The organism is Streptomyces sp. NPDC045956 (genome assembly GCF_056430705.1).
Window position 1 is genome coordinate 173,428 of record NZ_JBWKKZ010000012.1, and the last position, 22,017, is coordinate 195,444.

Here is a 22,017-nt window from a genome sequence, read left to right on the forward strand (position 1 = left end):
TCATCGCGCCCCCAGTTCCTCGGCCATCGCCGCCCGCAGTCGCAACGTGGTGACGAGCCGTTGGAAGGCCTCCGCCCAGTACCCCCCGGCGCCCGGCGCCGCGTCCTCCGGTTCGTCGGGTGTCGCCAGCAGCCCGTCGAGCCGACCCGCCTCCGACGGGTCGAGGCAGCGCTCGGCCAGCCCCATGACGCCGCTGAAGCTCCACGGATAACTCCCCGCGTCGCGCGCGATGTTGAGCGCGTCGACCACGGCGCGTCCCAGCGGCGGCGCCCACGGCACGCCGCACATGCCGAGCAACTGGAACGCCTCCGACAGCCCGTGTGTCGCGATGAACCCGGCGACCCACTCGGCCCGTTCACCGGCTCCCAGCGTGCCGAGCAGCTTGGCCCGCTCGGCCAGGGACACCGCGCCCGGCCCCCCGGCCTCGGGTGCCGTGGGCGCGCCGAGCAGGGCCCTTGCCCACCTGCCGTTCCGCTGCCGCACCGCGGCCCGGCACCACGCCGCGTGCAGATCGCTCCGCCAGTCGTCCGTCACCGGCAGGGCGACGACCTCCTCGGGGGATCGGCCGCCGAACCGGGACGTCCAGGCGTCCAGCGGGGCCGCCTCCACCAACTGGCCCAACCACCACGACCGTTCTCCCCGGCCCGAGGGCGGTTTGGCCACGACGCCGTCCCGCTCCATGCCCGGGTCGCACTCGTGCGGTGCCTCGACCGTGACCGCCGGCGGCTCCACGGTCCGGTCGAGGAACACGCACGTCACGGCCCGCGCCGCCATCCGCGCGGCCAGCGCCGAGTCCGGCAGCGCCGACAGCAGTTCCGCGGCCGTCGCCCGTACGTTGCGGCTCCGGTCGGCCAGCGCCGCCTCGAGGAACGGCTCGTCCGCCGGTGCCAGCCCCGACCGCAGCGAGTCGAGGAACATCAGCCGGTCCTCGGCCCGTTCCGTCGGCCAGGTCGAGGCCAGCAGCTCCCGGGCACCGGCGGGGTCGCGGGACCGCAGGGCCGTCAGCAGGGCGACCCGCTCGGCGAAGAGGCCCTCCTCCCAGAGCCGCCGCACGTCGTCCACGGCATCGGGGCCGGGCAGTTCGGTGCCTCCGCCCGGCGTGGCGCGCAGGGCGAACCGCCAGTCCGGATTCTGCCGGGCCAGCCACAGCCCGCGCGTCCCCGCGAACGCCAGCGCCGCGGGACGCAGGTCCGTGCGGCCCCGGGCCGCGTCCAGCAAGGCCGGGAGTGCCTCGGGGGGCGGCGCGAAGCCGCGGGCGTTCGCCGCCGCCAGCCATTGGGGGAGCAGCTCCATCAGGTCGGGCGCGGTACCCCGGCGGCCGCCGCCCGCCGTGCCGGGGCGGTCGGTGAGCAGCATCGCGAGCCTACGGGCGGCCGCGGCCGGCAGCGGCGGACGGTCGTCCGCGGGGGCCGCTTCCGGACGGTGGCCCGCGCGTGCCGGGCGCAGTCCGGCGCGTCGGCGGACGGTCTCCGCGGCGGCCGCGTCCAGCAGCGCCGTCGGTGCGTGCGCACCGGGCGGGCAGCCCGGAGGGGTGCGCCGGTCCGTGCCGAGCAGCGCTGCCGTGACCAGCTCCTCCCAGGTGCCGGGCCCGGGGGAGACGGCGGGCTCCGCGGCGGGTGTGGGTGTCCTGGTCATGAGATCCCTTCCGCTTTCATTCCGGGTGCCTTCGGTGCCTTCGGGTTCCTGCGGGTGTTCCCCGGTGCCTTCCGGGCTCTCGGGTTCCTGCGGGTGCCTTCGGGTCCCTGCGGGTGTCTTCTCGTTCCTGCTCGTGTCTTCCGGTCCCGCTCCGTCCTCACGTCGCGGGGCGGGTCAGCACAGCGGCACCGCCGGGCCGGGGCCGGCCGGCCAGGCCGTCAGCGGAGTGAAGCCCCGGTGGCCGAACTCGCCGAAGACCCGCACGGGCGCACCCCCCGACAGGGCGACCAGGCGCCACAGGCCCGGGCGGCTCCCGGTCGGCGCCGACAACGGCAGTGCCGTGTCACCGTCGGCGTCCGCCAGCTGCCAGCGGTCTCCGTCCGGCACCGGGACGACCCGCTCCAGGGTCACCGGTACCGCGTCCAGCCACGGGTCGTCGCGGAGTGCCTCGCCGTACCGGACGACCGCTCGGGTCGTGGTCCCGCCCCGCGGGCGCAGGTCCGCGGGCGTGGGCGGTGTGAACTGCTCCCGCAGGGCGACGCGCTGCCGCCCGGCGCCCGGATACGCCGACACCTCGGCCTCCAGGGCCGACCCGACGGGCAGCGTCAACTCCGGTGCCCGGCCCGCCGCGCCGTAGGAGAGGAGCAGCGCGGTGCGCTCCGTCTCCGCGCCGTAAAGCCAGATGCGACGCGTCGTCAGCCGGCTGTCCGCGGTGTCGTGCTGTGCGAGGACCAGCCACCGGTCGCGCACCGGAGGGCCGTCCGCGGACGCCGGCAGACCGACGCGTGAACGGACCGTCGCGGCCAGGCTCTCCGGCAGCCGGTGCCGGCGCAGCCAGCCCTGGTCGAGCAGGTGCAGGAGGGCGCACTCCTCCAGCAGCCGGACCGGCCAGCCGACGCCCGACGACGGTATGCCGCCCAGCTCCCGCACCCGCGCGGCCAGCCCCGACGCCTGGGCGTCGACCATGCGGGCCGCCGTCTCCTCCCACAGCTCGTACCCCCACTGCTCGGCGCCGGCCAGGCCGCCCCGCAGCAGGTCCGCCAGCCGCTGCTCCAGCTCCGTCGCGCCCGCGGTGATCCGCTCGGCGCGCTGCTCCGCCCGGCGCCGCGCGGCCTCCTGATCACCGGGTGCGGCCGCGGCCCCAGCCGTACTCTCCGTCCCCTTCCCCTCCGCACGCCCGCGCCGCCCCGCGATCCACCGGTCCACCCAGTCCGGCGCCTCCGCCACCGGCACCGCGTCGACCGCGTCCGCCCAGAGCAGCAGCAGTCCGATCGCGTGCTTGCACGGGAACTTGCGGCTCGGGCAGTCGCACCGGTACCCCGGCCCGGACGCGTCCGCGATGTCCACCGCCGTCCGGTACGGCCGGCCACCGCCGCCCCGGCACTGCCCCCACACCACCCCTTCCCCGGAACCTCCCGCCTCCGACCACGGCGCGGCCACGGCGAGTCTGCTCCCCGCTGCGCGTGACGCGGCGTCAGGCGCCAGTGCCAGCACCTGGTCAGTGGTCCAGCGCACCCCCTGCTGTGTCATGCCATCGAAGGTAGGTCCCCCCACTGACAATCGGTCGAGAGTCTGCGTCTGTGCAGGTCAGAGCGATTGTCAGTGGCGTGGTGCACCGTGGATGCGAGATCGAACCGGTCGAGCTGGAGGGGGACCAAGCCATGCCCGTGTCCGCAGAACCGACGCCCGCAGAATCGACGTCCGTCGACCCCGGGCGGGACGCGCCTGGGCCCGCCGCGGAGGCGTTGCGGCCGCATGCCGAGGACGCGTTCGCGGTCGAACTGGCCGCGCTGGCCGCCCGGGACGACCGCCCGCGTCCGGCCCGCTGGAAGCTGTCGCCGTGGGCCGTCGCCACCTACCTGCTCGGCGGCACCCTCCCCGACGGCACGGTGATCACACCGAAGTACGTGGGTCCGCGCCGCATCGTCGAGGTCGCCGTCACCACGCTCGCCACCGACCGTGCCCTGCTCCTGCTCGGCGTGCCCGGGACGGCGAAGACCTGGGTGTCCGAGCACCTCGCCGCGGCCGTCAGCGGTGACTCGACCCTGCTGGTGCAGGGCACGGCCGGCACACCCGAGGAGGCCATCCGCTACGGCTGGAACTACGCGCGGCTGCTCGCCCACGGCCCGAGCCGCGACGCCCTCGTGCCGAGCCCGGTGATGCGGGCCATGGCGGAGGGCAGGACCGCCCGCGTGGAGGAGCTGACCCGTATCCCGGCCGACGTGCAGGACACGCTGATCACGATCCTGTCGGAGAAGACCCTGCCGATACCGGAGCTGGGCCAGGAGGTGCAGGCGGTCCGCGGCTTCAACCTCATCGCCACCGCCAACGACCGGGACCGCGGGGTCAACGACCTCTCCAGCGCCCTGCGCCGCCGCTTCAACACGGTGGTGCTGCCGCTGCCGGAGACCGCCGAGGCCGAGGTCGAGATCGTCGCGCGCCGCGTCGACCAGATCGGCCGCTCCCTCGACCTGCCCTCGGCACCCGACGGCATCGACGAGATCCGCCGTGTGGTCACCGTCTTCCGCGAGCTGCGCGACGGACTGACGGGCGACGGGCGTACGAAGGTGAAATCGCCCAGCGGCACGTTGTCCACGGCCGAGGCGATCTCCGTGGTCACCGGCGGCCTCGCCCTGGCCGCCCACTTCGGTGACGGGGTGCTGCGGCCCGGAGACGTCGCCGCGGGCATCCTCGGCGCCGTCGTCCGCGACCCGGCCGCCGACCGCGTCGTCTGGCAGGAGTACCTGGAGACGGTCGTCCGCGAGCGCGACGGCTGGAAGGACTTCTACCGGGCGTGCCGGGAGGTGACCGGGTGACGGCGACGGGAGACGGCGGTCCGCCGGACGGTGCCGGGACCGCCAGGGCCAGTGGTGACGTGCTGCTCCTCGGGGTGCGCCACCACGGACCGGGGTCGGCGCGCGCGGTCCGGGCGGCGCTGGAGCGGACCCGGCCCGCAGTGGTGCTGATCGAGGGTCCGCCGGAGGCCGACCCCTTGATCCCGTTGGCCGCCGAGGAGGACATGCGCCCTCCGGTCGCGCTCCTCGCCCACGCCGTGGAGGAGCCCGGCCGCTCGGCCTTCTGGCCCCTGGCCGAGTTCTCCCCCGAGTGGGTGGCCCTCCGCTGGGCCCTGGAGCACGACGTGCCCGCCCGCTTCATCGACCTCCCGGCCACGCACACGCTGGCCTGGCAGGAGCAGGAGCAGGAGCAGGAGCAGGAGCAGGAGCAGGAGCAGGAACCCGGAACCGCGGGGGAGGAGCCGGAGCCGACAGGACCGATGGACCCGGCGGGCGGTACGGACCGGGGGGAGCACGCCACCGGCCGGGGGCCCGACGCCGCCGCGGCCCTCCCCGACGTCCGGGTCGATCCGCTCGCCGCCCTCGCCGAGGCCGCCGGTCACGACGACCCCGAGCGCTGGTGGGAGGACGTCGTCGAGCACCGGGGCGCCGGGGACGGGGACGCGCTGGCACCGTTCAGGGCCTTGGAGGAGGCCATGGGCGCACTGCGGGAGACGGAGACGGAGGCGGAATCGGGGACCGGGACGGAATCGGGGACGGGGGAGGGCGGCGGGCGCGACCGGGACCTCGTGCGGGAGGCCTACATGCGGTTGCAGGTCAGGGCGGCGCAGCGGGAGTTCAAGCAAACGATCGCCGTGGTCTGCGGGGCCTGGCACGTGCCGGCGCTCCGGCGCAGGGTGACCGTCGCCGCCGACCGCGCCCTGCTCAAGGGGCTGCCCAGGACCAAGGTCGACATGACCTGGGTGCCCTGGACCCACCGCAGGCTCTCCCGGTCCAGTGGGTACGGGGCGGGAATCGAGTCACCGGGCTGGTACGGGCACCTGTTCGGAGTGCCCGACCGGCCCGTGGAGCGCTGGCTGACCAGGGTGGCCGGGGTGCTGCGGGAGGAGGACCTGAGCGTCTCCTCGGCGCACGTCATCGAGGCGGTGCGGCTGGCCGAGTCCCTCGCGGTGATGCGCGGCCGTCCGCTGCCCGGGCTGAGCGAGACGACGGACGCCGTGCGGGCGGTGATGTGCGAGGGTTCGGACGTACCGCTGGCGCTGGTGCACGACCGGCTGGTCGTGGGGGACGCGCTGGGGGAGGTGCCCGCCGGGGCGCCCGCGGTGCCGCTCCAGCGGGACCTGGACCGCAGCCGGCGACGGCTGCGGCTGAAGCCGGAGGCGTCGGAGCGGGAGCTGGAACTCGACCTGCGCAAGGAGACCGACGCGGGGCGCAGCCGGCTCCTGCACCGGCTGCGGTTGCTCGGCGTCGGCTGGGGCGAGCCGGCCGCCTCGCGGGGCAGCACGGGGACGTTCCGGGAGACGTGGCGGCTCCGGTGGGAGCCGGAACTGTCGGTGCGGGTCGCCGAAGCCGGGGTGTGGGGCACGACCGTACGGTCCGCGGCGACCGCCAAGGCGGAGGCGGACGCCGTCACCGCGCAGGGCCTCGCCGACGTCACCGCCCTCGCCGAGCGCTGCCTGCTGGCCGAACTGCCGGACGCGCTCCGCCCGGTGATGCGGATCCTCGCGGACCGCGCGGCACTGGACACGGACGTCGGCCACCTCGCCCAGGCCCTGCCCGCCCTCGTCCGCTCACTGCGCTACGGCGACGTGCGCGGCACCGACACCGGAGCGCTGGCCGAGGTCGCCGCGGGTCTCGCCGAGCGGGTCTTCGTCGGCCTGCCCCCCGCCTGCACCGGGCTCGACGCCGACGCGGCGGAGGAGATGCGCCGGCACGTGGACGCCGTGCACGGGGCGGTGGGACTGCTCGGCGACGCCCCCGCCGCGGACCACGGCGCCCTGAGGTCCCGCTGGCAGACCGTGCTGCGCACCCTCTCCGCGCGGGGCGGCGTGCCCGGGGTGGTCCGGGGGCGGGCCGTACGGCTCCTGCTGGACGACGGCGCGCTGGCACCGCAGGAGGCGGCGCGGCTCATGGCGCGGGTGCTGTCCCCGGGGACGCCACCGGCGGACGCGGCCGCGTGGATCGAGGGCTTCGTCGGAGGCGGCTCGGGAGGCGGCATGCTCCTCCTGCACGACGAGCGGCTGCTCGCCCTCGTGGACGCCTGGCTGACCGGCGTCCCGGGGGAGACGTTCACGGACGTGCTGCCGTTGCTGCGCCGCACCTTCTCGGCCTACGAACCGGGGGTCCGCCGCAGCCTCGGCGAGCTGATCAGGCGCGGACCGGAGTCGCGGGGGAGCGTGACGACGACCGGCTCCGGCACACCCCGTTTCGGCGCGGGGCTCGCCACCGGACGCGCCGAAGCCGTCCTGCCGGTGGTCCGGCTGCTGCTGGGGCTGGACGGGGCGGAGGCGCCGGACGCCGACGACGACGACCTCGTGGGGGTGGACGCATGACGACCGAACCGGTGCAGGGCGACCCGGCGCGGGAACGGCTGCGGCGGTGGCGGCTGGTGCTCGGGGGTGACCCGGCCGACGGCACCGGTCGGACCCTCACCGGACGGGATGCCGCGATGGACGGGGCGCTGGCCGCGCTCTACGGGAAGGAGGGCAAGCCGCGGGCGGGCCGGGACCGTTCGGCGGGACTGGGGGCCTCCGCACCGGCCGTGGCGCGCTGGCTGGGGGACATCCGCACCTACTTCCCGTCCTCCGTCGTACAGGTGATGCAGCGCGACGCGATCGACCGGCTCGGACTCGCCACCCTCCTGCTGGAGCCGGAGATGCTGGAGGCCGTGGAGGCCCACGTCCACCTCGTCGGCACGCTGCTGTCCCTCCACAAGGCGATGCCGGAGACGACGAAGGAGACGGCGCGGACCGTCGTGCGCAAGGTGGTCGCGGACCTGGAGGAGCGGCTCGCCACGCGCACCCGGGCGACCCTCACCGGTGCCCTCGACCGCAGCGCCCGCGTCACCCGCCCCCGCCACCACGACATCGACTGGAACCGGACGATAGCGGCCAACCTCAAGCACTACCTGCCCGAGTACCGGACGATCGTGCCGGAGCGGCTCATCGGGCACGGGCGGGCGTCCCGCTCCGTGAAGAAGGAGGTCGTCCTCTGCGTCGACCAGTCGGGCTCGATGGCGGCGTCCGTGGTGTACGCGTCCGTGTTCGGCGCGGTGCTGGCGTCCATGCGGTCGATCGACACCCGGCTCGTCGTCTTCGACACGGCGGTCGCCGACCTCACCGATCAGCTCGACGACCCGGTCGACGTCCTGTTCGGCACGCAACTCGGCGGCGGTACGGACATCAACCGCGCGCTGGCCTACTGCCAGTCGCGGATCACCCGGCCCACGGAGACGGTGGTGGTGCTGATCAGCGATCTCTACGAGGGGGGCATACGCGACGAGATGCTCAAGCGGGTCGCGGCGATGCAGGCGGCCGGGGTGCGGTTCGTGACGCTGCTGGCCTTGTCCGACGAGGGGGCGCCCGCCTACGACCGGGAGCACGCCGCGGCGCTCGCCGCGCTGGGCGCGCCGGCCTTCGCCTGCACGCCCGATCTGTTCCCCGAGGTGATGGCGGCGGCGATCGAGAAGCGGCCGTTGCCGATCCCGGACGCCGGGTGACGAGTGATCGACGCGAGACGTCCCGCCAGACACGTCCCGTCTCCTCTCCCTCCTCTTCTCTCCATGCCTCTCCTCTCCCCTCCCGTCTTCTCCTCCCCTCTCAACAAAAGGGACATGACTGCCCATCGGTGACGACGGGCTTGCGTACCGGCCGGAGTTCCGTGCGAGGATCGCGCGTCGTATCGATGCGCTGTTCGATGCCCGCGCTGTCCGGTGAGGTGTCCGGCACGCGTGCCCCGTTCCGTCGTACGGAGGAATCTCCCCCTTGAGCTGGTCAGCGGTTCTGTCCGGTGCCGCCCCGCGTGTCGTGCGCGCGGCGGCCGGGCGGCGTGCGCTGCACGTGGGACTGCTGGTGGCCGGCTTGTTCGTGCTCGGGGTGCTGTGCGGGGAGCGGGCGCGGGCGGCCGAAGAGGCGCCGTCGGTGAGGGACACGGTCCACCGGGTGATCGACGTCGAGTTCCCCACCCAGGTCCACACGCGGACCGAGGCTCCGACTCCGACCCGGCGTCCGGGGGCCGGCGTTCTGGAGTCGCTGACGGAAGACGTCGTCCGGCCCGTGCGGGAACGAGTCCTGGAGCCGGTCGGGGACGCGGTGGAGGCGCTGCTGATTCCGTCCCTCTCCACCCTGCCTTCCGCACCCGCCTCGCCCTCCACACCCTCCCTCCCGGACTCGCCCTCCCTTCCGGACCTGCCTTCCCTGCCGGACCCGTCCGACCCATCGGGCTCGCCCGGCCTACTGCCGGGGCTGCCCGAGCCGACGGACCCGGCCGGTCCCGTCCCGCCCGGCGGACCGGCCCAGGAGCCCTCAGCCCGAGAGACCTCCGCCCCGGAGCCGGACGCCTCCGACGACGCCGGCGCCTCCGACGAGGCGGGCGCCCGAGCCTCCGCCGAAGGAGCCGCCGGCGCCCCGACCGCCGCCCACGGGCCGGCCCAGGTGGGCGACGGGCCGTCCACCGCGGCCCGCGTCGACACGCGGCGCGTCCAGTCGGCCCCCGCCGGACAGGCTCCCGTCCACCGGGCGCCCACCGGCGACCCCGACGGCACACTGGGCGCCGGGGCGGGTGCCGACCACGGCACGCCGCGCCACGGCGACGCGCACGCGGTCACCCCGTATCACCGGATCCCCTTCCGGCTCGTGCCCGGCGCCCTCGAGCGCGCCGACGCGGCGGAGACCCGCGACCGGTACCGGGACATCCCCGTCTCGCCCGCCTAGGGCAGGGCCTCTCCCCGCCGCAGACCCGTCGCCGCGTGCGTTGCGGAGGCGGGCGGTCAGCGAGGGCCCCACGGCCCACCGCCCACCCCACCGCCCAACGCCTACGGGTCACCGGCCCACTGCCCCCTGCCGCCCACCGGAGAACCGTCGCTGCTCCGGACGGACGTCGTCGGATACCCGCAGGAGGGCAACGCCCCCGGCGCGCGCCGTCCGTCGGCCGGCCCGCGGGCGCCGTCGCGTACGGGGTCTGACATCCGCCCACCCGGACATCGGGTGGAGCACGAGCTTCGCGGGGCACAGGGGCCTGGACGGTCCGGCCGAAATCCGTCGGTCGCCGTCCGGCCGCAACCCCGCGGATCGGGTGGAGCGGTTCCCATTGGGGTGGGGACCGGCCGCCCGCACCTCCACAGGGCCGCACCCCTGCGGTCCCTACGGGGGCGTTCCGCGGGCCTCACCGCGCCGACCCCAGCCCGGTGAGGCCCGCACCACCCGGACGGCGCCCGCACCACCCGGACGGCGCCCGCACCACCCCGACGGCTCCCGCACCACTCCAACGGCGCGGAGCACCACCCCGACGACACGCAGCACCACCCCGACGACGCCCCCCCGCTCCAGAGAGACCGCCGTCCCGCGTCCAGGTCCGCCCCGTCGTACGGGCCGGTGAGCCTCACATCCGGCACCCCGTGCCAGTGAGCGCGGCATCATGTGACAGGCATCACCGCTCAGGTGTGACCCACGATTTAGAGACCCTCCGCATGCGGCGATAACCTGCGAGACGGACATGCCGCGCGCTCGGACACCGTGTGCGCCCCCCTTGTGACACAGCGGACGTCACGTTGCCCTTCGCGGCACGCCCACGCATCCAACGAACCGCGAGATCACTGATAGGGACGGAAGCGCGTGGACCTGTTCGAGTACCAGGCGAGGGACCTCTTCGCCAAGCACGATGTACCGGTGCTGGCCGGTGAAGTCATCGACACGCCTGAGGCGGCGCGCGAGATCACCGAGCGTCTGGGCGGCAAGTCCGTCGTCAAGGCGCAGGTGAAGGTCGGTGGTCGTGGCAAGGCCGGTGGCGTGAAGCTGGCCGCCTCCGCGGACGAGGCCGTCGCCCGCGCGACGGACATCCTCGGCATGGACATCAAGGGCCACACGGTCCACAAGGTGATGATCGCCGAGACCGCCCCCGAGATCGTCGAGGAGTACTACGTCTCCTTCCTCCTCGACCGTGCCAACCGCACCTTCCTCTCCATCGCCTCCGTCGAGGGCGGCATGGAGATCGAGGAGGTGGCGGCCACCCGTCCGGAGGCCGTCGCCAAGACCCCGATCGACGCGATCGACGGCGTGACGCAGGAGAAGGCGCGCGAGATCGTCGAGGCCGCGAAGTTCCCGGCCGAGGTCGCCGACAAGGTCGCCGACATCCTGGTCAAGCTGTGGGACACCTTCATCAAGGAGGACGCCCTCCTGGTCGAGGTCAACCCGCTGGCCAAGGTCGTCTCCGGCGACGTCATCGCCCTCGACGGCAAGGTGTCGCTGGACGACAACGCCGAGTTCCGTCACCCCGACTTCGAGGCCCTCCACGACAAGGCCGCGGCCAACCCGCTCGAGGCCGCCGCCAAGGAGAAGAACCTCAACTACGTCAAGCTCGACGGCGAGGTCGGCATCATCGGCAACGGCGCGGGTCTCGTCATGAGCACCCTGGACGTCGTCGCGTACGCCGGTGAGAAGCACGGCAACGTGAAGCCCGCCAACTTCCTGGACATCGGCGGCGGCGCCTCCGCCCAGGTCATGGCGAACGGCCTGGAGATCATCCTCGGCGACCCGGACGTCCGCTCCGTGTTCGTCAACGTCTTCGGCGGCATCACCGCCTGCGACGAGGTCGCCAACGGCATCGTCCAGGCGCTGAAGCTCCTGGAGGACCGCGGCGAGAAGGTCGAGAAGCCGCTCGTCGTCCGCCTCGACGGCAACAACGCCGAGCTGGGCCGCAAGATCCTCACCGACGCCAACCACCCGCTGGTCCAGCGCGTCGACACCATGGACGGCGCGGCCGACAAGGCCGCCGAGCTGGCCCACGCCGCCAAGTAAGCACTCAGGACGAGGACAGAACACACCATGGCTATCTGGCTCAACAAGGACAGCAAGGTCATCGTCCAGGGCATGACCGGCGCCACCGGCATGAAGCACACCAAGCTCATGCTCGGTGACGGCACCGAGGTCGTGGGCGGCGTGAACCCGCGCAAGGCGGGCACCTCCGTGGACTTCGACGGCACCGAGGTACCGGTCTTCGGCACCGTCAAGGAGGCCATCGAGAAGACCGGCGCCAACGTCTCCGTCATCTTCGTGCCGGAGAAGTTCACCAAGGACGCCGTCGTCGAGGCCATCGACGCCGAGATCCCCCTGGCCGTCGTGATCACCGAGGGCATCGCCGTGCACGACTCGGCCGCCTTCTGGTCGTACGCCGGCAAGAAGGGCAACAAGACCCGGATCATCGGCCCGAACTGCCCCGGCATCATCACCCCGGGCCAGTCCAACGTCGGCATCATCCCGGGCGACATCACCAAGCCGGGCCGCATCGGCCTGGTGTCGAAGTCCGGCACGCTGACGTACCAGATGATGTACGAGCTGCGGGACATCGGCTTCTCGACCGCCGTCGGCATCGGTGGCGACCCGATCATCGGCACCACGCACATCGACGCGCTCGCCGCGTTCGAGGCCGACCCCGAGACCGACCTGATCGTCATGATCGGCGAGATCGGTGGCGACGCCGAGGAGCGTGCGGCCGAGTACATCTCGAAGAACGTGACCAAGCCGGTCGTCGGCTACGTCGCGGGCTTCACCGCGCCCGAGGGCAAGACCATGGGCCACGCCGGCGCCATCGTCTCCGGTTCGTCCGGCACCGCCCAGGCGAAGAAGGAGGCCCTGGAGGCCGCCGGCGTCAAGGTCGGCAAGACGCCGACCGAGACGGCGAAGCTCGCCCGGGCCATCCTGGCCGGCTGACCGCCGCACCGGCACACCGAACGGCCCGCTCCCGGCACCCGGGAGCGGGCCGTTCGGTTCCCCCCCAACACACACCATCCGGTCCTCCGCCAGTCAGTCCAGGCGGGGCGTCAGGCGCTCCGGCCCGTGCTGAAGCTGGTCCCGCAGTTTCTGCCGCAGCTCCAGCTGCTCGTCCGACAGCGCCCCCGGCGCCACCCGGGGCGGCACTCCCCGCACCGTCTCGCCCGGGGACACGGGCGGCTCGTAGTGCGTGGGCGCGGTGCGCAGGGTCAGGGCCGTGGTGCCGATGAGGGCGACCGTGAACGCGATCGCGGCCCTGGTCAGGATCCGCGCCCGGCGTTCGCTGCCCCTGCGCACCGTCGGCGGCCCGGCGGCCCGCAGCCGCTCGGCGGACGCCACCTCGGCCAGCCGCCGGTGCAGCACCTGCGGGTCGGCCAGCTCGGGCAACCGGTCGGCGAGGGCCTCGCGGGCGTGCAGCAGCCGGTTCGCCGCCGTGGGTGTGCTCGCCTCCGTCTCCGCGGCCGTCTCGGGCAGGCCGAGCCCCACACCGTCGTAGAGCACCAGCGTGCGGCGGCGCGGCGGGGGGAGCCGCAGCAGGGTGTTGAGCAGGGTGCGGTCACCGGGGTCGGCGGGCGGGGGCTCCGGGTGCCGGTGACGCAGCCGGAACCGCTGCCACGGCGACAGCGCGTACTCGTACGCCGTCGCCCTCACCCAGCCCACCGGGTCGCGATCACGGGCCACCTCCGGCCATCGCTCCCAGGCGGACTGGAAGGCACGCTCCACCGACTCACGCGCCAGCTCGCGACGGCCGGTCAGCAGGTAGGCCTGCCGCACCAGGGCGGGAGCGCTGAACTCGTACAGCGCGTCGAAAGCCTGAGCAGGCGTCATGTCGACCGGCCCGAGTCCCGGCCCCGGCCCGGACAAGAGGCCCGCGCCAGGCTCGGCACCCGCCACCGTCCCGGCCCCGTCTCCCGAAGCCGGCGCTTCCCCCGACGCTTCCGCCGCCCCCGATTCCCGTCCGTCCAGCGGCTTCGCGGGGAGGACGAGGCTGTCGGTGGCCTGGTCCGCGGGGGCACCCGGTCCGGTGCCGACCGCCACGACGACGGGCACCGGTTCCGCCTGCCGGGACGCCGCCTCCTCGGCCAAGGTGGTCAGCAGCTTCGCGTAAGCCTCCCGTTTCCGGCCGCGTGGAGTCGTGCGGCCGCTCTCCCACGCGCGGACCGTCTCGTGGGTGACGCCCACCCGCTCCGCGAGCTGAGCCTGGGTCAGCGCGGCGTTCTCCCGCAGGCGTCGGCGTGCCTTGGGCGGAGGCAGCGGGGACGCAGGGCTCCGTGTCACAGGGCGCCCCTTCGTACGAAAAAGTACATAAACATATATTGAGCGACACAACGGTCGTTCGCCTGTTACGCCGGTAAAGCGCGTGTCGTTGGGAGCATGGCGGGCGTGACCCAGACGACCGCTCACCGAGCCCCGTTGTCCCTGCTGCACACCCGTTGGCGTGACCGTTCGCCCGGACTGGGCGCGGGCCTCCTGGGCGGCACGCTCGCCGCGTTCATGGGACTGGTCGCGTGCGCCGCGCTCGTCGCCCTGCTCTGGATCAGCTCGCCGTACCCCGACAGCGGTCCCGGCGGTGCCCTGCACGTCGCCACGGCGCTGTGGGTGCTGGCGCACGGGGTCGACCTGGTCCGCCTCGACACGCTCTCCGGCGTCCCCGCGCCCATGGGCGTCACCCCGCTGCTGCTGCTCCTGCTGCCGGTGTGGCTGGTGCACCGGGCGGCCCGGGACGCCACGGACCCCGGGGACGGTGTGGGGGTGGCCGTGGGCCCGCGGGTGGGGGCCGGAGGGCGTCCGGGCGGGCCCCCGGACGCCGGGCCGCCCCCCGTCTCCGCGCGGAACGCCTGGTCAGGGGTGGTCCTCGGGTACCTCGCCGTGGCCGCGCCCGTAGTCCTCTACTCGACGGACGGAGTGCTGCGGCCGTCCTGGTGGGGGGCGGTGGTGTGCCTGCCGCTGCTCACCATGGGCGCGGCGGGCGCGGGCGTGTGGACGGCGTTCGGCCGGCCCGGCGGGCCGGTGGGGCGGGCGCTGCGTGTGCTGCCCCGGGAACTGCGGGAGCTGATGGTGGAGCCGGACGCCCGCCTCGGCGCCGCGACGCGGGCCGCGGGCGCGGGTGCGGCCGTGCTGGTCGGTGGCGGCGCGCTGCTGCTCGCGGTCTCCCTGGTCTGGCACTCGGCCGGCGCCCAGGAGGCGTTCCTGCGGCTGACCGAGGGCTGGTCGGGCCGGTTCGCCGTCCTGCTCCTCTGCCTGACCCTGGTGCCCAACGCGGCCGTCTGGGCTTCGGTGTACGCCCTCGGCCCCGGGTTCGTGCTCGGCACCGGGCATGTCGTCGGCCCCCTCTCGTCCGCCCCAGCGCCGCTGCTGCCGCCGTTCCCGCTGCTGGCGGCGGTGCCGGACGCGGGCCCCGGCACCCCGCTGCACTGGGCGTCCGCGGCGGTGCCGCTCGCGGCGGGGGCGGTGGTGGGCTGGTTCACGGCCCGGGCCGCGACACCCGCGGCGCCGGAGTACGAGGAGGGGACCGGGGTGTGGTCGTGGCGGCGGACCGTCGCCGCGGCCGTACTGGCCGCCGTCCTGTGCGCGACCCTCGTCGCCCTGCTGGCCTCACTCGCGGGCGGTCCGCTCGGTGGGGCCGGCCTCGCCCGCTTCGGGCCGGTGTGGTGGCAGGCCGGCGGCGCGACGCTGGGATGGATCGCGGTGGTGGCGGTGCCGGTGGCGTCGGTGGTGCGCGTGTGGCGCCGGCACGGCCCCGCGGCGAAGGTGTCCGAGGCACCGGCCTCCGGCACCGGCGAGGCGGGCGGCGGCGGGCGTCGCTGGAGCCTGAAGCCGAAACCCGTCAGCGGGAACGTCGATGAGGACGGGGACGGGGACGGGGGTGGCGGCCGGCGATGGGGCCTGGGACCGATGCCCGAGGTGTGGCGTCGCCGCGGGCGCAAGCAGGCGGAGGAGAGCGGCGACGGCGGCAGGGGCGCGGGCGGCGCGAAGGGGGACGAGGACGCCGTGCCCTTCGGGCTCTACGACGGGGACGGCGCCGATGCCGGCAAGGCCCCCTACGACCTCCTGCCGGTCGATCCCCCCGCGCAGTCGCCCCGTACCCCCTGAGGAGGCCCCGGACCCCCGGCGCCTCCCTCGACCGCGGGCCGGAGAGCCGGCCCGCGAGCCTCAGCCCTCCGTGCCCAGCAGGTCCCGGAACTCCTCCGGGAGGTGGGTCTCGCAGGACTGCCGCGCCTCGTTGGTCGGGGCGTCGGTCCGGCAGGTGTAGTAGTCGTTGAAGACCAGCTGGGCGCCGAAGGACGCGGCGACCAGCAGGATCGCCAGCGAGGCCGTGACCAGGCCACTGATCGAGGCGGTCCGCTGCGGGCCGCCGGACGGGCCCGCGGGCGCGGCCGGCGTGTCCGGGTCGGAGGCGGCGCGGGGCTTGGCGCGCAGGGCGCTGATACCCCAGTAGAGCGCCAGCGCGCCGAGCAGCAGCGCCACGTACGGCCAGTCGAAGAGCGCGAAGAACAGCGCCCACATGCCACCCATCAGGGCATACCGGGCACGCCGCTGCATCGGGTCCGTGGGGTCCCAGCGCGGGCCCGTGCCGCCGCCCGAGCCCTCGGGACCGGAACCGGAGCCCGGGGCGCCGGGCCGCTCGCCGAAGTTGCCGGAGGAGCGGCCGGGCTGCCGGTCGCTCCACTGCCGGCCCCACGGGGAACGGCCGCCCTCGCCCCGGTCGCCGGACGGGCCCTGGGAGCCGTCGTCCCCCGACGGGTGCCGCGGCTGCCACGGACGGTCCGGCGTGCCCTCCGGGGGCGGGGCGAACGGGTTGTCCTGCTGGCCGGCGCCGTCCTGTCCGCCGCCGCTCCTCCCCTCCGACGGGGTGTCGGGCGGTGAGGAGGGGCGCTCCCGCAGCAACACGGTGCTGCGCTCCCCTGGCTGCGCCGACTGCTGGGGGAGGGTGAGCAGTCGCAGGCTGCGGTCCGGCATCAAGTGAGCGTCTTCCCCTTGGCGATCGTGACGGTAAGGAACGGGCGAACGGGTCGGTACGACTGGTGAACGCCTGACACGCGGGTCGCGTTCCCGGCCCGGCTCCACGCAGACGCTACCTCCCGGCCACGCCCCCGTCCCGAGGGGGCCGCCCGGTGTGCCGGTATCGTTGCTGACGGTCGGCCGCTTCGTAGACTTCCCCGTATCCCGGGGCGCGAAGCATTCGTACGACTGTACAAACCGATGAACGTGCACAGCCGGCGGTCGCCTCCGACCGGCGGAAGAGCGCGGCCGACGGCCGTACGAGACCGACCGCACCCGACCCGCTCCCCCGAGAAAGGCCCCCACCGTGGCCGCCAAGCCCGTGGCCCAGCGAGCCAAGCGCCTCGTCGTGCTGGTCTCCGGTTCCGGCACCAACCTCCAGGCGCTCCTCGACGAGATCGCCGCCACCGGCGTCGAGGCCTACGGGGCCGAGATCGTGGCCGTCGGCGCGGACCGCGAAGGCATCGAGGGGCTGGCCCGCGCCGAGCGCGCCGGGCTGCCGACCTTCGTACGGAAGGTCAAGGACCACGGGACCCGTGAGGAGTGGGACGCCGCGCTCGCCGAGGCGGTCGCCGCGCACGAGCCGGACCTCGTGGTCTCGGCCGGGTTCATGAAGATCGTGGGCAAGGAGTTCCTGGCCCGCTTCGGGGGGCGGTTCGTCAACACCCACCCCGCCCTCCTCCCCAGCTTCCCGGGAGCCCACGGCGTGCGGGACGCGCTCGCGTACGGCGCCAGGGTCACCGGCTGCACCGTCCACTTCGTCGACGACGGCGTCGACACCGGGCCGATCATCGCGCAGGGCGTGGTGGAGATCCGGGACGAGGACGACGAGAGCGCTCTGCACGAGCGCATCAAGGAAGTCGAGCGAAGGCTGCTCGTCGATGTCGTGGGGCGGCTCGCCCGCAACGGCTATCGCATCGAGGGACGAAAGGTAGTTATCCAGTGACCGCCGAGAGCAACAAGCGGGCCATCCGTCGCGCGCTGGTCAGCGTCTACGACAAGACCGGGCTGGAGGATCTCGCCCGCGGGCTCCACGAGGCGGGTGTCGAACTCGTCTCCACCGGCTCCACGGCCGGCCGTATCGCCGCCGCCGGCGTCCCCGTCACCAAGGTCGAGGAGCTGACCGGCTTCCCCGAGTGCCTGGACGGCCGCGTCAAGACCCTGCACCCCAAGGTGCACGCCGGCATCCTCGCCGACCTGCGCCTGGACAGCCACCGGCAGCAGCTCGGCGAGCTGGGCGTGGAGCCGTTCGACCTGGTCGTGGTCAACCTCTACCCGTTCCGCGAGACCGTCGCCTCGGGCGCCACCCCCGACGAGTGCGTGGAGCAGATCGACATCGGCGGCCCCTCCATGGTCCGCGCCGCCGCCAAGAACCACCCCTCCGTCGCGGTCGTCACCAGCCCCGCCCGGTACGCCGACGTGCTCTCCGCGGTCAAGGACGGCGGGTTCGACCTCGCCGCCCGCAAGCGGCTGGCCGCCGAGGCCTTCCAGCACACCGCCGCCTACGACGTGGCCGTCGCCTCCTGGTTCGCCTCCGAGTACGCCCCGGTCGACGACTCGCAGTTCCCCGACTTCCTGGGCGCCACGTACGACCGCGCCCACACCCTGCGCTACGGCGAGAACCCGCACCAGCCGGCCGCCCTCTACACGTCCCCCGGGGGCGGCGGCCTCGCCCGCGCCGAGCAGCTGCACGGCAAGGAGATGTCTTACAACAACTACACGGACACGGACGCCGCCCGCCGTGCCGCGTACGACCACGACGAGCCCTGCGTCGCGATCATCAAGCACGCCAACCCGTGCGGCATCGCGGTCGGCGCGGACGTCGCCGAGGCACACCGCAAGGCGCACGCCTGCGACCCGCTCTCCGCGTTCGGCGGCGTGATCGCGGTCAACCGCCCGGTCTCCAAGGAGATGGCCGAGCAGGTCGCGGAGATCTTCACCGAGGTCATCGTCGCGCCGGACTACGAGGACGGCGCCCTGGAGGCCCTCGCCAAGAAGAAGAACATCCGCGTGCTGCGCGCCCCCGAGGCGCCCGCCGCCCCGGTCGAGGTCAAGCCGATCGACGGCGGCGCCCTCCTCCAGGTCACCGACCGCCTCCAGGCCGACGGCGACGACCCGGCCACCTGGACCCTGGCGACCGGCGAGGCCCTCCCCCCGTCCGACCTGGCCGACCTCGCCTTCGCCTGGAAGGCGTGCCGCGCCGTCAAGTCCAACGCGATCCTCCTCGCCAAGGACGGCGCCTCCGTCGGCGTCGGCATGGGCCAGGTCAACCGCGTCGACTCCGCCAAGCTGGCGGTCGAGCGCGCGGGCGCCGAGCGCGCCGAGGGCGCCTACGCCGCCTCCGACGCCTTCTTCCCCTTCCCGGACGGCCTGGAGATCCTCACCGCGGCCGGCGTGAAGGCCGTGGTCCAGCCCGGCGGCTCGGTCCGCGACGAACTGGTCGTCGAGGCGGCGAAGAAGGCCGGCGTGACGATGTACTTCACCGGGACGCGGCACTTCTTCCACTGACCCGCCGCGCCCGCCCCCCGCGGGCAGCGCAAGGCCCCCGGCCCCTCCAGGGAGGGGCCGGGGGCCTTCGTCCGCCGGTCGGCGGGCGGAGTGGATCAGCAGGGGCGCAGCGACCAGATCGGGTCCCATGTCGCGGTGCCCGCCTGGTAGGCCGTCGAGGTCCAGCGGACGCTTCCGTCCCGGTTGAAGAACTTGGCGACCGTGCCGCGCGTTTGGTTGTTGGTGAAGGGCCCGTCACCGGTCCAGTTGGTGACGTTCCACGTCTGGCACTTGTAGAAGTCGAACTTGGTGCCCTTGACGACCATGCACAGGTGGCCGTAGTCGCAGGCCAGGTCCTGGGCGCCCATGGTCCGGGGTGCCCGGGTGACGGTCAGGCCCTCGTACTTGACCGCGTCGGCGGTCACCCGCAGCGGTTCGGGCCGGTCGGCCAGCACCTGTTCGGCCGCCTGCTGGAGCGCGGTCACCCGGGTGCCGGCCGGGTCGGCGGCGGTGGCCGCGGCCGTGGAGCCGGCGACCAGGGCCGAGGCCGCGACGAGCAGCGCGGCGGATTTGGTGATGTTCACTGTGGTTCCCCCATGAACGTCGGTGTCGTACCGCCGAAGCGGTGTGCTCACACCGTGCCCGTGCCGCCCGCCGCGCGGTACCTGGCAACTCCCAGGGTCAGTGACCGCCCCGCGGGGTGTACTCCTTGAGGTGGTGGGCGACGCGGTCGGCGTAGTCGCGGTACTTCGGGGGAACACCGCCCGCGTCGTTCACCTTGTCGTACGACGTCCGGTAGGCGACCGCGATCAGCACCCGGCGGTCTCCCGGCAGGCGGACGTCGAGGCGCGGCGCGATCCAGCACAGGTAGCGGCCCATCGCCGGGATGGACTCGGCGGGCGGGAACGGCGGCTCGGGGACGGTGGTGCCGGGGGTGCCGTCCTCGTTCATCCACCAGCGCAGCACCTTCGGGGTCCAGCGGGCGATGCCGTACTCGTCCCGGGCGGGGTCGGAGAGGGCCGGGTCGAAGTCGCTCTCCACCTTCAGCATGGCGGCGATCAGGGGCGAGCTGACGTCCTTGCGATCGCAATCGTGCGCGGTCTCGACGATCAGCAGGCGGTAGGCGGGCGGCACGCCCCGGTCGGTGCGCAGCTCGTCCGCACCGTAGGAGGCGGCGGAGACGTTCGTCGCGGTGGCGCCGGTGCCCTGCGCCCCGGGCCCCGGGCCGCCGCCCTCGTCGTCGTCGCGGACGGCGAGGCCGTACCCGAGCGCGGCGGCGGTCACGGCGGCGGTCAGGGCGAGGGCCACCCGCCGGGTGCGGGCGCGGCGTGGCACGGAGCGTGCGATGCGGATTCCGGAGGCCGCCGCGACCCGTCGGGCCAGGGCGTCCGTGCCGATGCGTCCGGCGTGCGTACGGGTCAGGCAGGCCCGCACGATCTCCCGCCACTCCTCGGGCAGCTCGGGCGACAGCCGCAGCTCCTCGGTGCCGCGGGCGTAGGCGGCGCCGGCGTCGCGGCGGGCCGCGGGGGTGCCGCCGGGCAGGGGGAAGGAGCCGCTGAGCACGAGGTGGGCGAGGACGCCGAAGGCCCACACGTCGGCCGAGGGGCGGACCCGGCGGCCGCGTTCACCGATCTCGGACCAGAGCAGTTCGGGCGGCGTGTAGTCCGGGGTGGAGAAGGCGGGCGTGTAGGCGTGGGTGCCCTCCAGCTCGGCGGCCATGTTGAAGTCGGCGAGCCGGACCGAACCGTCCGCCATGAGCAGCACGTTGGCCGGTTTCAGGTCGCCGTGCACCCACCCGGCGCCGTGCAGCTGGGCGAGGCCCTCGCAGACCTGGGCGACCAGCGCGGCGCCCCCGGACGGACGCGGCCGCGCGGACAGCAGGGCGGCCAGGGACCCCTCCGCCTTCTCCAGCACCAGGACGGTGGCACCGTCGAGGGCGGGGCGGGCCGGGTCGTCGACGACCAGCGTCTCGTACATCCGCACCAGCCGTGGCCTGCGCAGCCTGCGGTGCAACTCGACCTCGCGCTCGACGAGTTCGCGCAGGTGCGTGAGCTGGCGCGGGGTGCCCGTCCCGGTGGGCAGGAACTTCAGGGCGGCCGTGCGCGGCAGCCCTCCGACGGCGCCGCCCTCGCCGTCGACGCGGCGGGCCTCGTACACGCTGCCGAAGGCGCCGGTCGCGATCGGCGCCCGCACCTCCCAGCCGCCGACCCGGTACCCCTTCGGGACGGCGACGGCGTACGGCTCGGTCACCGCGGCACCCGGCGGGGCGGTGGGGCGAGGACCACGAGGTCGTCCTCCCGTACGAGGTCGAAGCGGAGCGCCATGGAGACCAGCGACTCCTTCTTGCCGTTGAGCCGCGCGCCCGCCTCCGCCGTCTCCGGCCCCGGCTTCAGGCGCAGCTTCACCGCCAGGTAGTCGATGTTCCACTGGACGGTCGTGCGCGAGGCGGCCGGCCAGCCGGGCCGCAGCCGCTCGACGACCTGCTCGACGGTCGGCAGCGGCGCGTGCGGCGCCCCGCGCAGCCGTGGCTCGCACAGGGCGGCCAGCACGGCGAAGTACCGCTTGGTGCGGTCGACGGAGAAGGCCGGGGCGGTCGGCTCGCCGTCGGTGCCGTCCTCGGCGCGCAGGTAGTCGTGGCGCGGCGCCCACACCTCGACCGGCAGCAGGTCGCCCGCGGCGGGCAGCACGATCCGGGAGAACTCGAAGGGCACCGGGGCGTCCAGCCGGCCCGGCGCGACCTTGATGTGCTCTCCGGCACCCTCCGGGTTCTCCACCACGTACGTCTGGTGGGCCGAGAGGTTGCTCACGGTCCAGAAGGTGCCGTGCGCGGTGATCTCACCCGCTCTGCGGGACACCCCGTCGTGCCCGATCAGCAGGCCGCCCTCGGGCACGGCCCGCCCGAAGACGAGCCGTTCGCCGGGGGCGAGCCGGAGCTGGGTGCGGGTGCGTTCGTCCTCCGTGGTCGGCGGAGGTACCACGATGATGCTGTACAAGGTGCGTCTCCCCGTGCCTGACGGCTACCCGGGCCAGACTATTGCGACGCACCAGGGCCGTGCCCCCCTCGTACGGGTGAGACACGGCCCTGTGACGTGTTTGGCGAGAAAGCGTTCCGC

Annotated in this window: 16 protein-coding genes; 9 read left to right on the top strand and 7 right to left on the bottom strand. The window is 74.4% G+C overall.

All coding sequences use genetic code 11. The annotated features are described in order from the left end of the window. On the bottom strand, window positions 1-1,635 hold the full coding sequence (locus tag AC07FV_RS28545) for a DUF5691 domain-containing protein (protein WP_479090224.1): 1,635 nt from the start codon (window positions 1,633-1,635) through the stop codon (window positions 1-3). A gap of 174 nt (window positions 1,636-1,809) precedes the next feature. Then, window positions 1,810-3,165 (bottom strand): SWIM zinc finger family protein, encoded by a 1,356-nt coding sequence (locus AC07FV_RS28550; protein ID WP_479090225.1) that lies wholly within the window; start codon window positions 3,163-3,165, stop codon window positions 1,810-1,812. A 131-nt stretch (window positions 3,166-3,296) separates the two neighbouring features. Between AC07FV_RS28550 and AC07FV_RS28555 the strand changes: the two genes are divergently transcribed. The 6 genes from AC07FV_RS28555 (at window position 3,297) to sucD (ending at window position 12,355) form a co-directional block, all read left to right on the top strand. Then, on the top strand, window positions 3,297-4,451 hold the full coding sequence (locus AC07FV_RS28555) for an ATP-binding protein (RefSeq protein WP_479090365.1): 1,155 nt from the start codon (window positions 3,297-3,299) through the stop codon (window positions 4,449-4,451). Continuing rightward, window positions 4,448-6,982: a DUF5682 family protein gene (locus AC07FV_RS28560; RefSeq protein ID WP_479090226.1), complete on the top strand. Its 2,535-nt coding sequence runs from the start codon at window positions 4,448-4,450 to the stop codon at window positions 6,980-6,982. The genes AC07FV_RS28555 and AC07FV_RS28560 overlap by 4 nt, the downstream gene beginning before the upstream one ends. After that, complete coding sequence (locus AC07FV_RS28565; RefSeq protein ID WP_479090227.1) at window positions 6,979-8,148, top strand: VWA domain-containing protein; 1,170 nt, start codon at window positions 6,979-6,981, stop codon at window positions 8,146-8,148. The genes AC07FV_RS28560 and AC07FV_RS28565 overlap by 4 nt, the downstream gene beginning before the upstream one ends. A gap of 265 nt (window positions 8,149-8,413) precedes the next feature. Further along, a complete protein-coding gene (locus tag AC07FV_RS28570; protein WP_479090228.1) occupies window positions 8,414-9,361 on the top strand; it encodes a hypothetical protein in 948 nt (315 codons plus the stop codon). Window positions 9,362-10,261: 900 nt separating this feature from the next. Next, complete coding sequence (gene sucC, locus AC07FV_RS28575) at window positions 10,262-11,443, top strand: ADP-forming succinate--CoA ligase subunit beta (RefSeq protein WP_479090230.1); 1,182 nt, start codon at window positions 10,262-10,264, stop codon at window positions 11,441-11,443. 27 nt (window positions 11,444-11,470) lie between these two features. Next, window positions 11,471-12,355 carry a succinate--CoA ligase subunit alpha gene (sucD, locus tag AC07FV_RS28580; RefSeq protein WP_356601891.1) on the top strand — a complete coding sequence of 295 codons (885 nt, stop codon included), beginning with the start codon at window positions 11,471-11,473 and terminating at the stop codon, window positions 12,353-12,355. Window positions 12,356-12,448: 93 nt separating this feature from the next. Here sucD and AC07FV_RS28585 read toward each other — a convergent pair whose 3' ends face one another. Further along, a complete protein-coding gene (locus tag AC07FV_RS28585; protein WP_479090232.1) occupies window positions 12,449-13,693 on the bottom strand; it encodes a helix-turn-helix domain-containing protein in 1,245 nt (414 codons plus the stop codon). Window positions 13,694-13,789: 96 nt separating this feature from the next. On the opposite strand from AC07FV_RS28585, the gene AC07FV_RS28590 reads away from it, so the two are divergent. Then, window positions 13,790-15,508 (top strand): cell division protein PerM, encoded by a 1,719-nt coding sequence (locus tag AC07FV_RS28590; protein ID WP_479090234.1) that lies wholly within the window; start codon window positions 13,790-13,792, stop codon window positions 15,506-15,508. Window positions 15,509-15,568: 60 nt separating this feature from the next. Here the strand turns inward: AC07FV_RS28590 and AC07FV_RS28595 are convergent, their stop codons facing one another. After that, the gene (locus AC07FV_RS28595; protein WP_479090236.1) at window positions 15,569-16,375 is read right to left on the bottom strand and encodes a hypothetical protein; all 807 of its coding nucleotides are present in this window, start codon (window positions 16,373-16,375) and stop codon (window positions 15,569-15,571) included. A gap of 349 nt (window positions 16,376-16,724) precedes the next feature. On the opposite strand from AC07FV_RS28595, the gene purN reads away from it, so the two are divergent. Together purN and purH are read left to right on the top strand one after the other, a co-directional pair. Beyond that, window positions 16,725-17,363 (top strand): phosphoribosylglycinamide formyltransferase, encoded by a 639-nt coding sequence (gene purN, locus AC07FV_RS28600; RefSeq protein WP_384695082.1) that lies wholly within the window; start codon window positions 16,725-16,727, stop codon window positions 17,361-17,363. Further along, the gene (gene purH, locus AC07FV_RS28605) at window positions 17,360-18,925 is read left to right on the top strand and encodes a bifunctional phosphoribosylaminoimidazolecarboxamide formyltransferase/IMP cyclohydrolase (protein WP_479090238.1); all 1,566 of its coding nucleotides are present in this window, start codon (window positions 17,360-17,362) and stop codon (window positions 18,923-18,925) included. Before purN ends, purH begins: the two co-directional genes overlap by 4 nt. A gap of 95 nt (window positions 18,926-19,020) precedes the next feature. Here the strand turns inward: purH and AC07FV_RS28610 are convergent, their stop codons facing one another. The 3 genes from AC07FV_RS28610 to AC07FV_RS28620 form a co-directional block, all read right to left on the bottom strand. Then, window positions 19,021-19,488 carry a hypothetical protein gene (locus AC07FV_RS28610; protein WP_479090240.1) on the bottom strand — a complete coding sequence of 156 codons (468 nt, stop codon included), beginning with the start codon at window positions 19,486-19,488 and terminating at the stop codon, window positions 19,021-19,023. 97 nt (window positions 19,489-19,585) lie between these two features. Then, window positions 19,586-21,154, bottom strand: coding sequence for a protein kinase domain-containing protein (locus AC07FV_RS28615; protein ID WP_479090242.1), 1,569 nt, complete (start codon window positions 21,152-21,154; stop codon window positions 19,586-19,588). Next, complete coding sequence (locus AC07FV_RS28620; protein ID WP_356601915.1) at window positions 21,151-21,897, bottom strand: FHA domain-containing protein; 747 nt, start codon at window positions 21,895-21,897, stop codon at window positions 21,151-21,153. Before AC07FV_RS28620 ends, AC07FV_RS28615 begins: the two co-directional genes overlap by 4 nt. Window positions 21,898-22,017 lie beyond the last annotated feature (120 nt).

Bases quoted from the DNA above. Each gene is read 5' to 3' on its own strand.
- AC07FV_RS28555 (WP_479090365.1), top strand. From the start codon at position 3,297: ATGCCCGTGTCCGCAGAACCGACGCCCGCAGAATCGACGTCCGTCGAC.
- AC07FV_RS28550 (WP_479090225.1), bottom strand. From the start codon at position 3,165: ATGACACAGCAGGGGGTGCGCTGGACCACTGACCAGGTGCTGGCACTG.
- AC07FV_RS28545 (WP_479090224.1), bottom strand. From the start codon at position 1,635: ATGACCAGGACACCCACACCCGCCGCGGAGCCCGCCGTCTCCCCCGGG.
- AC07FV_RS28565 (WP_479090227.1), top strand. From the start codon at position 6,979: ATGACGACCGAACCGGTGCAGGGCGACCCGGCGCGGGAACGGCTGCGG.
- AC07FV_RS28595 (WP_479090236.1), bottom strand. From the start codon at position 16,375: ATGCCGGACCGCAGCCTGCGACTGCTCACCCTCCCCCAGCAGTCGGCG.
- AC07FV_RS28590 (WP_479090234.1), top strand. From the start codon at position 13,790: ATGGCGGGCGTGACCCAGACGACCGCTCACCGAGCCCCGTTGTCCCTG.
- sucD (WP_356601891.1), top strand. From the start codon at position 11,471: ATGGCTATCTGGCTCAACAAGGACAGCAAGGTCATCGTCCAGGGCATG.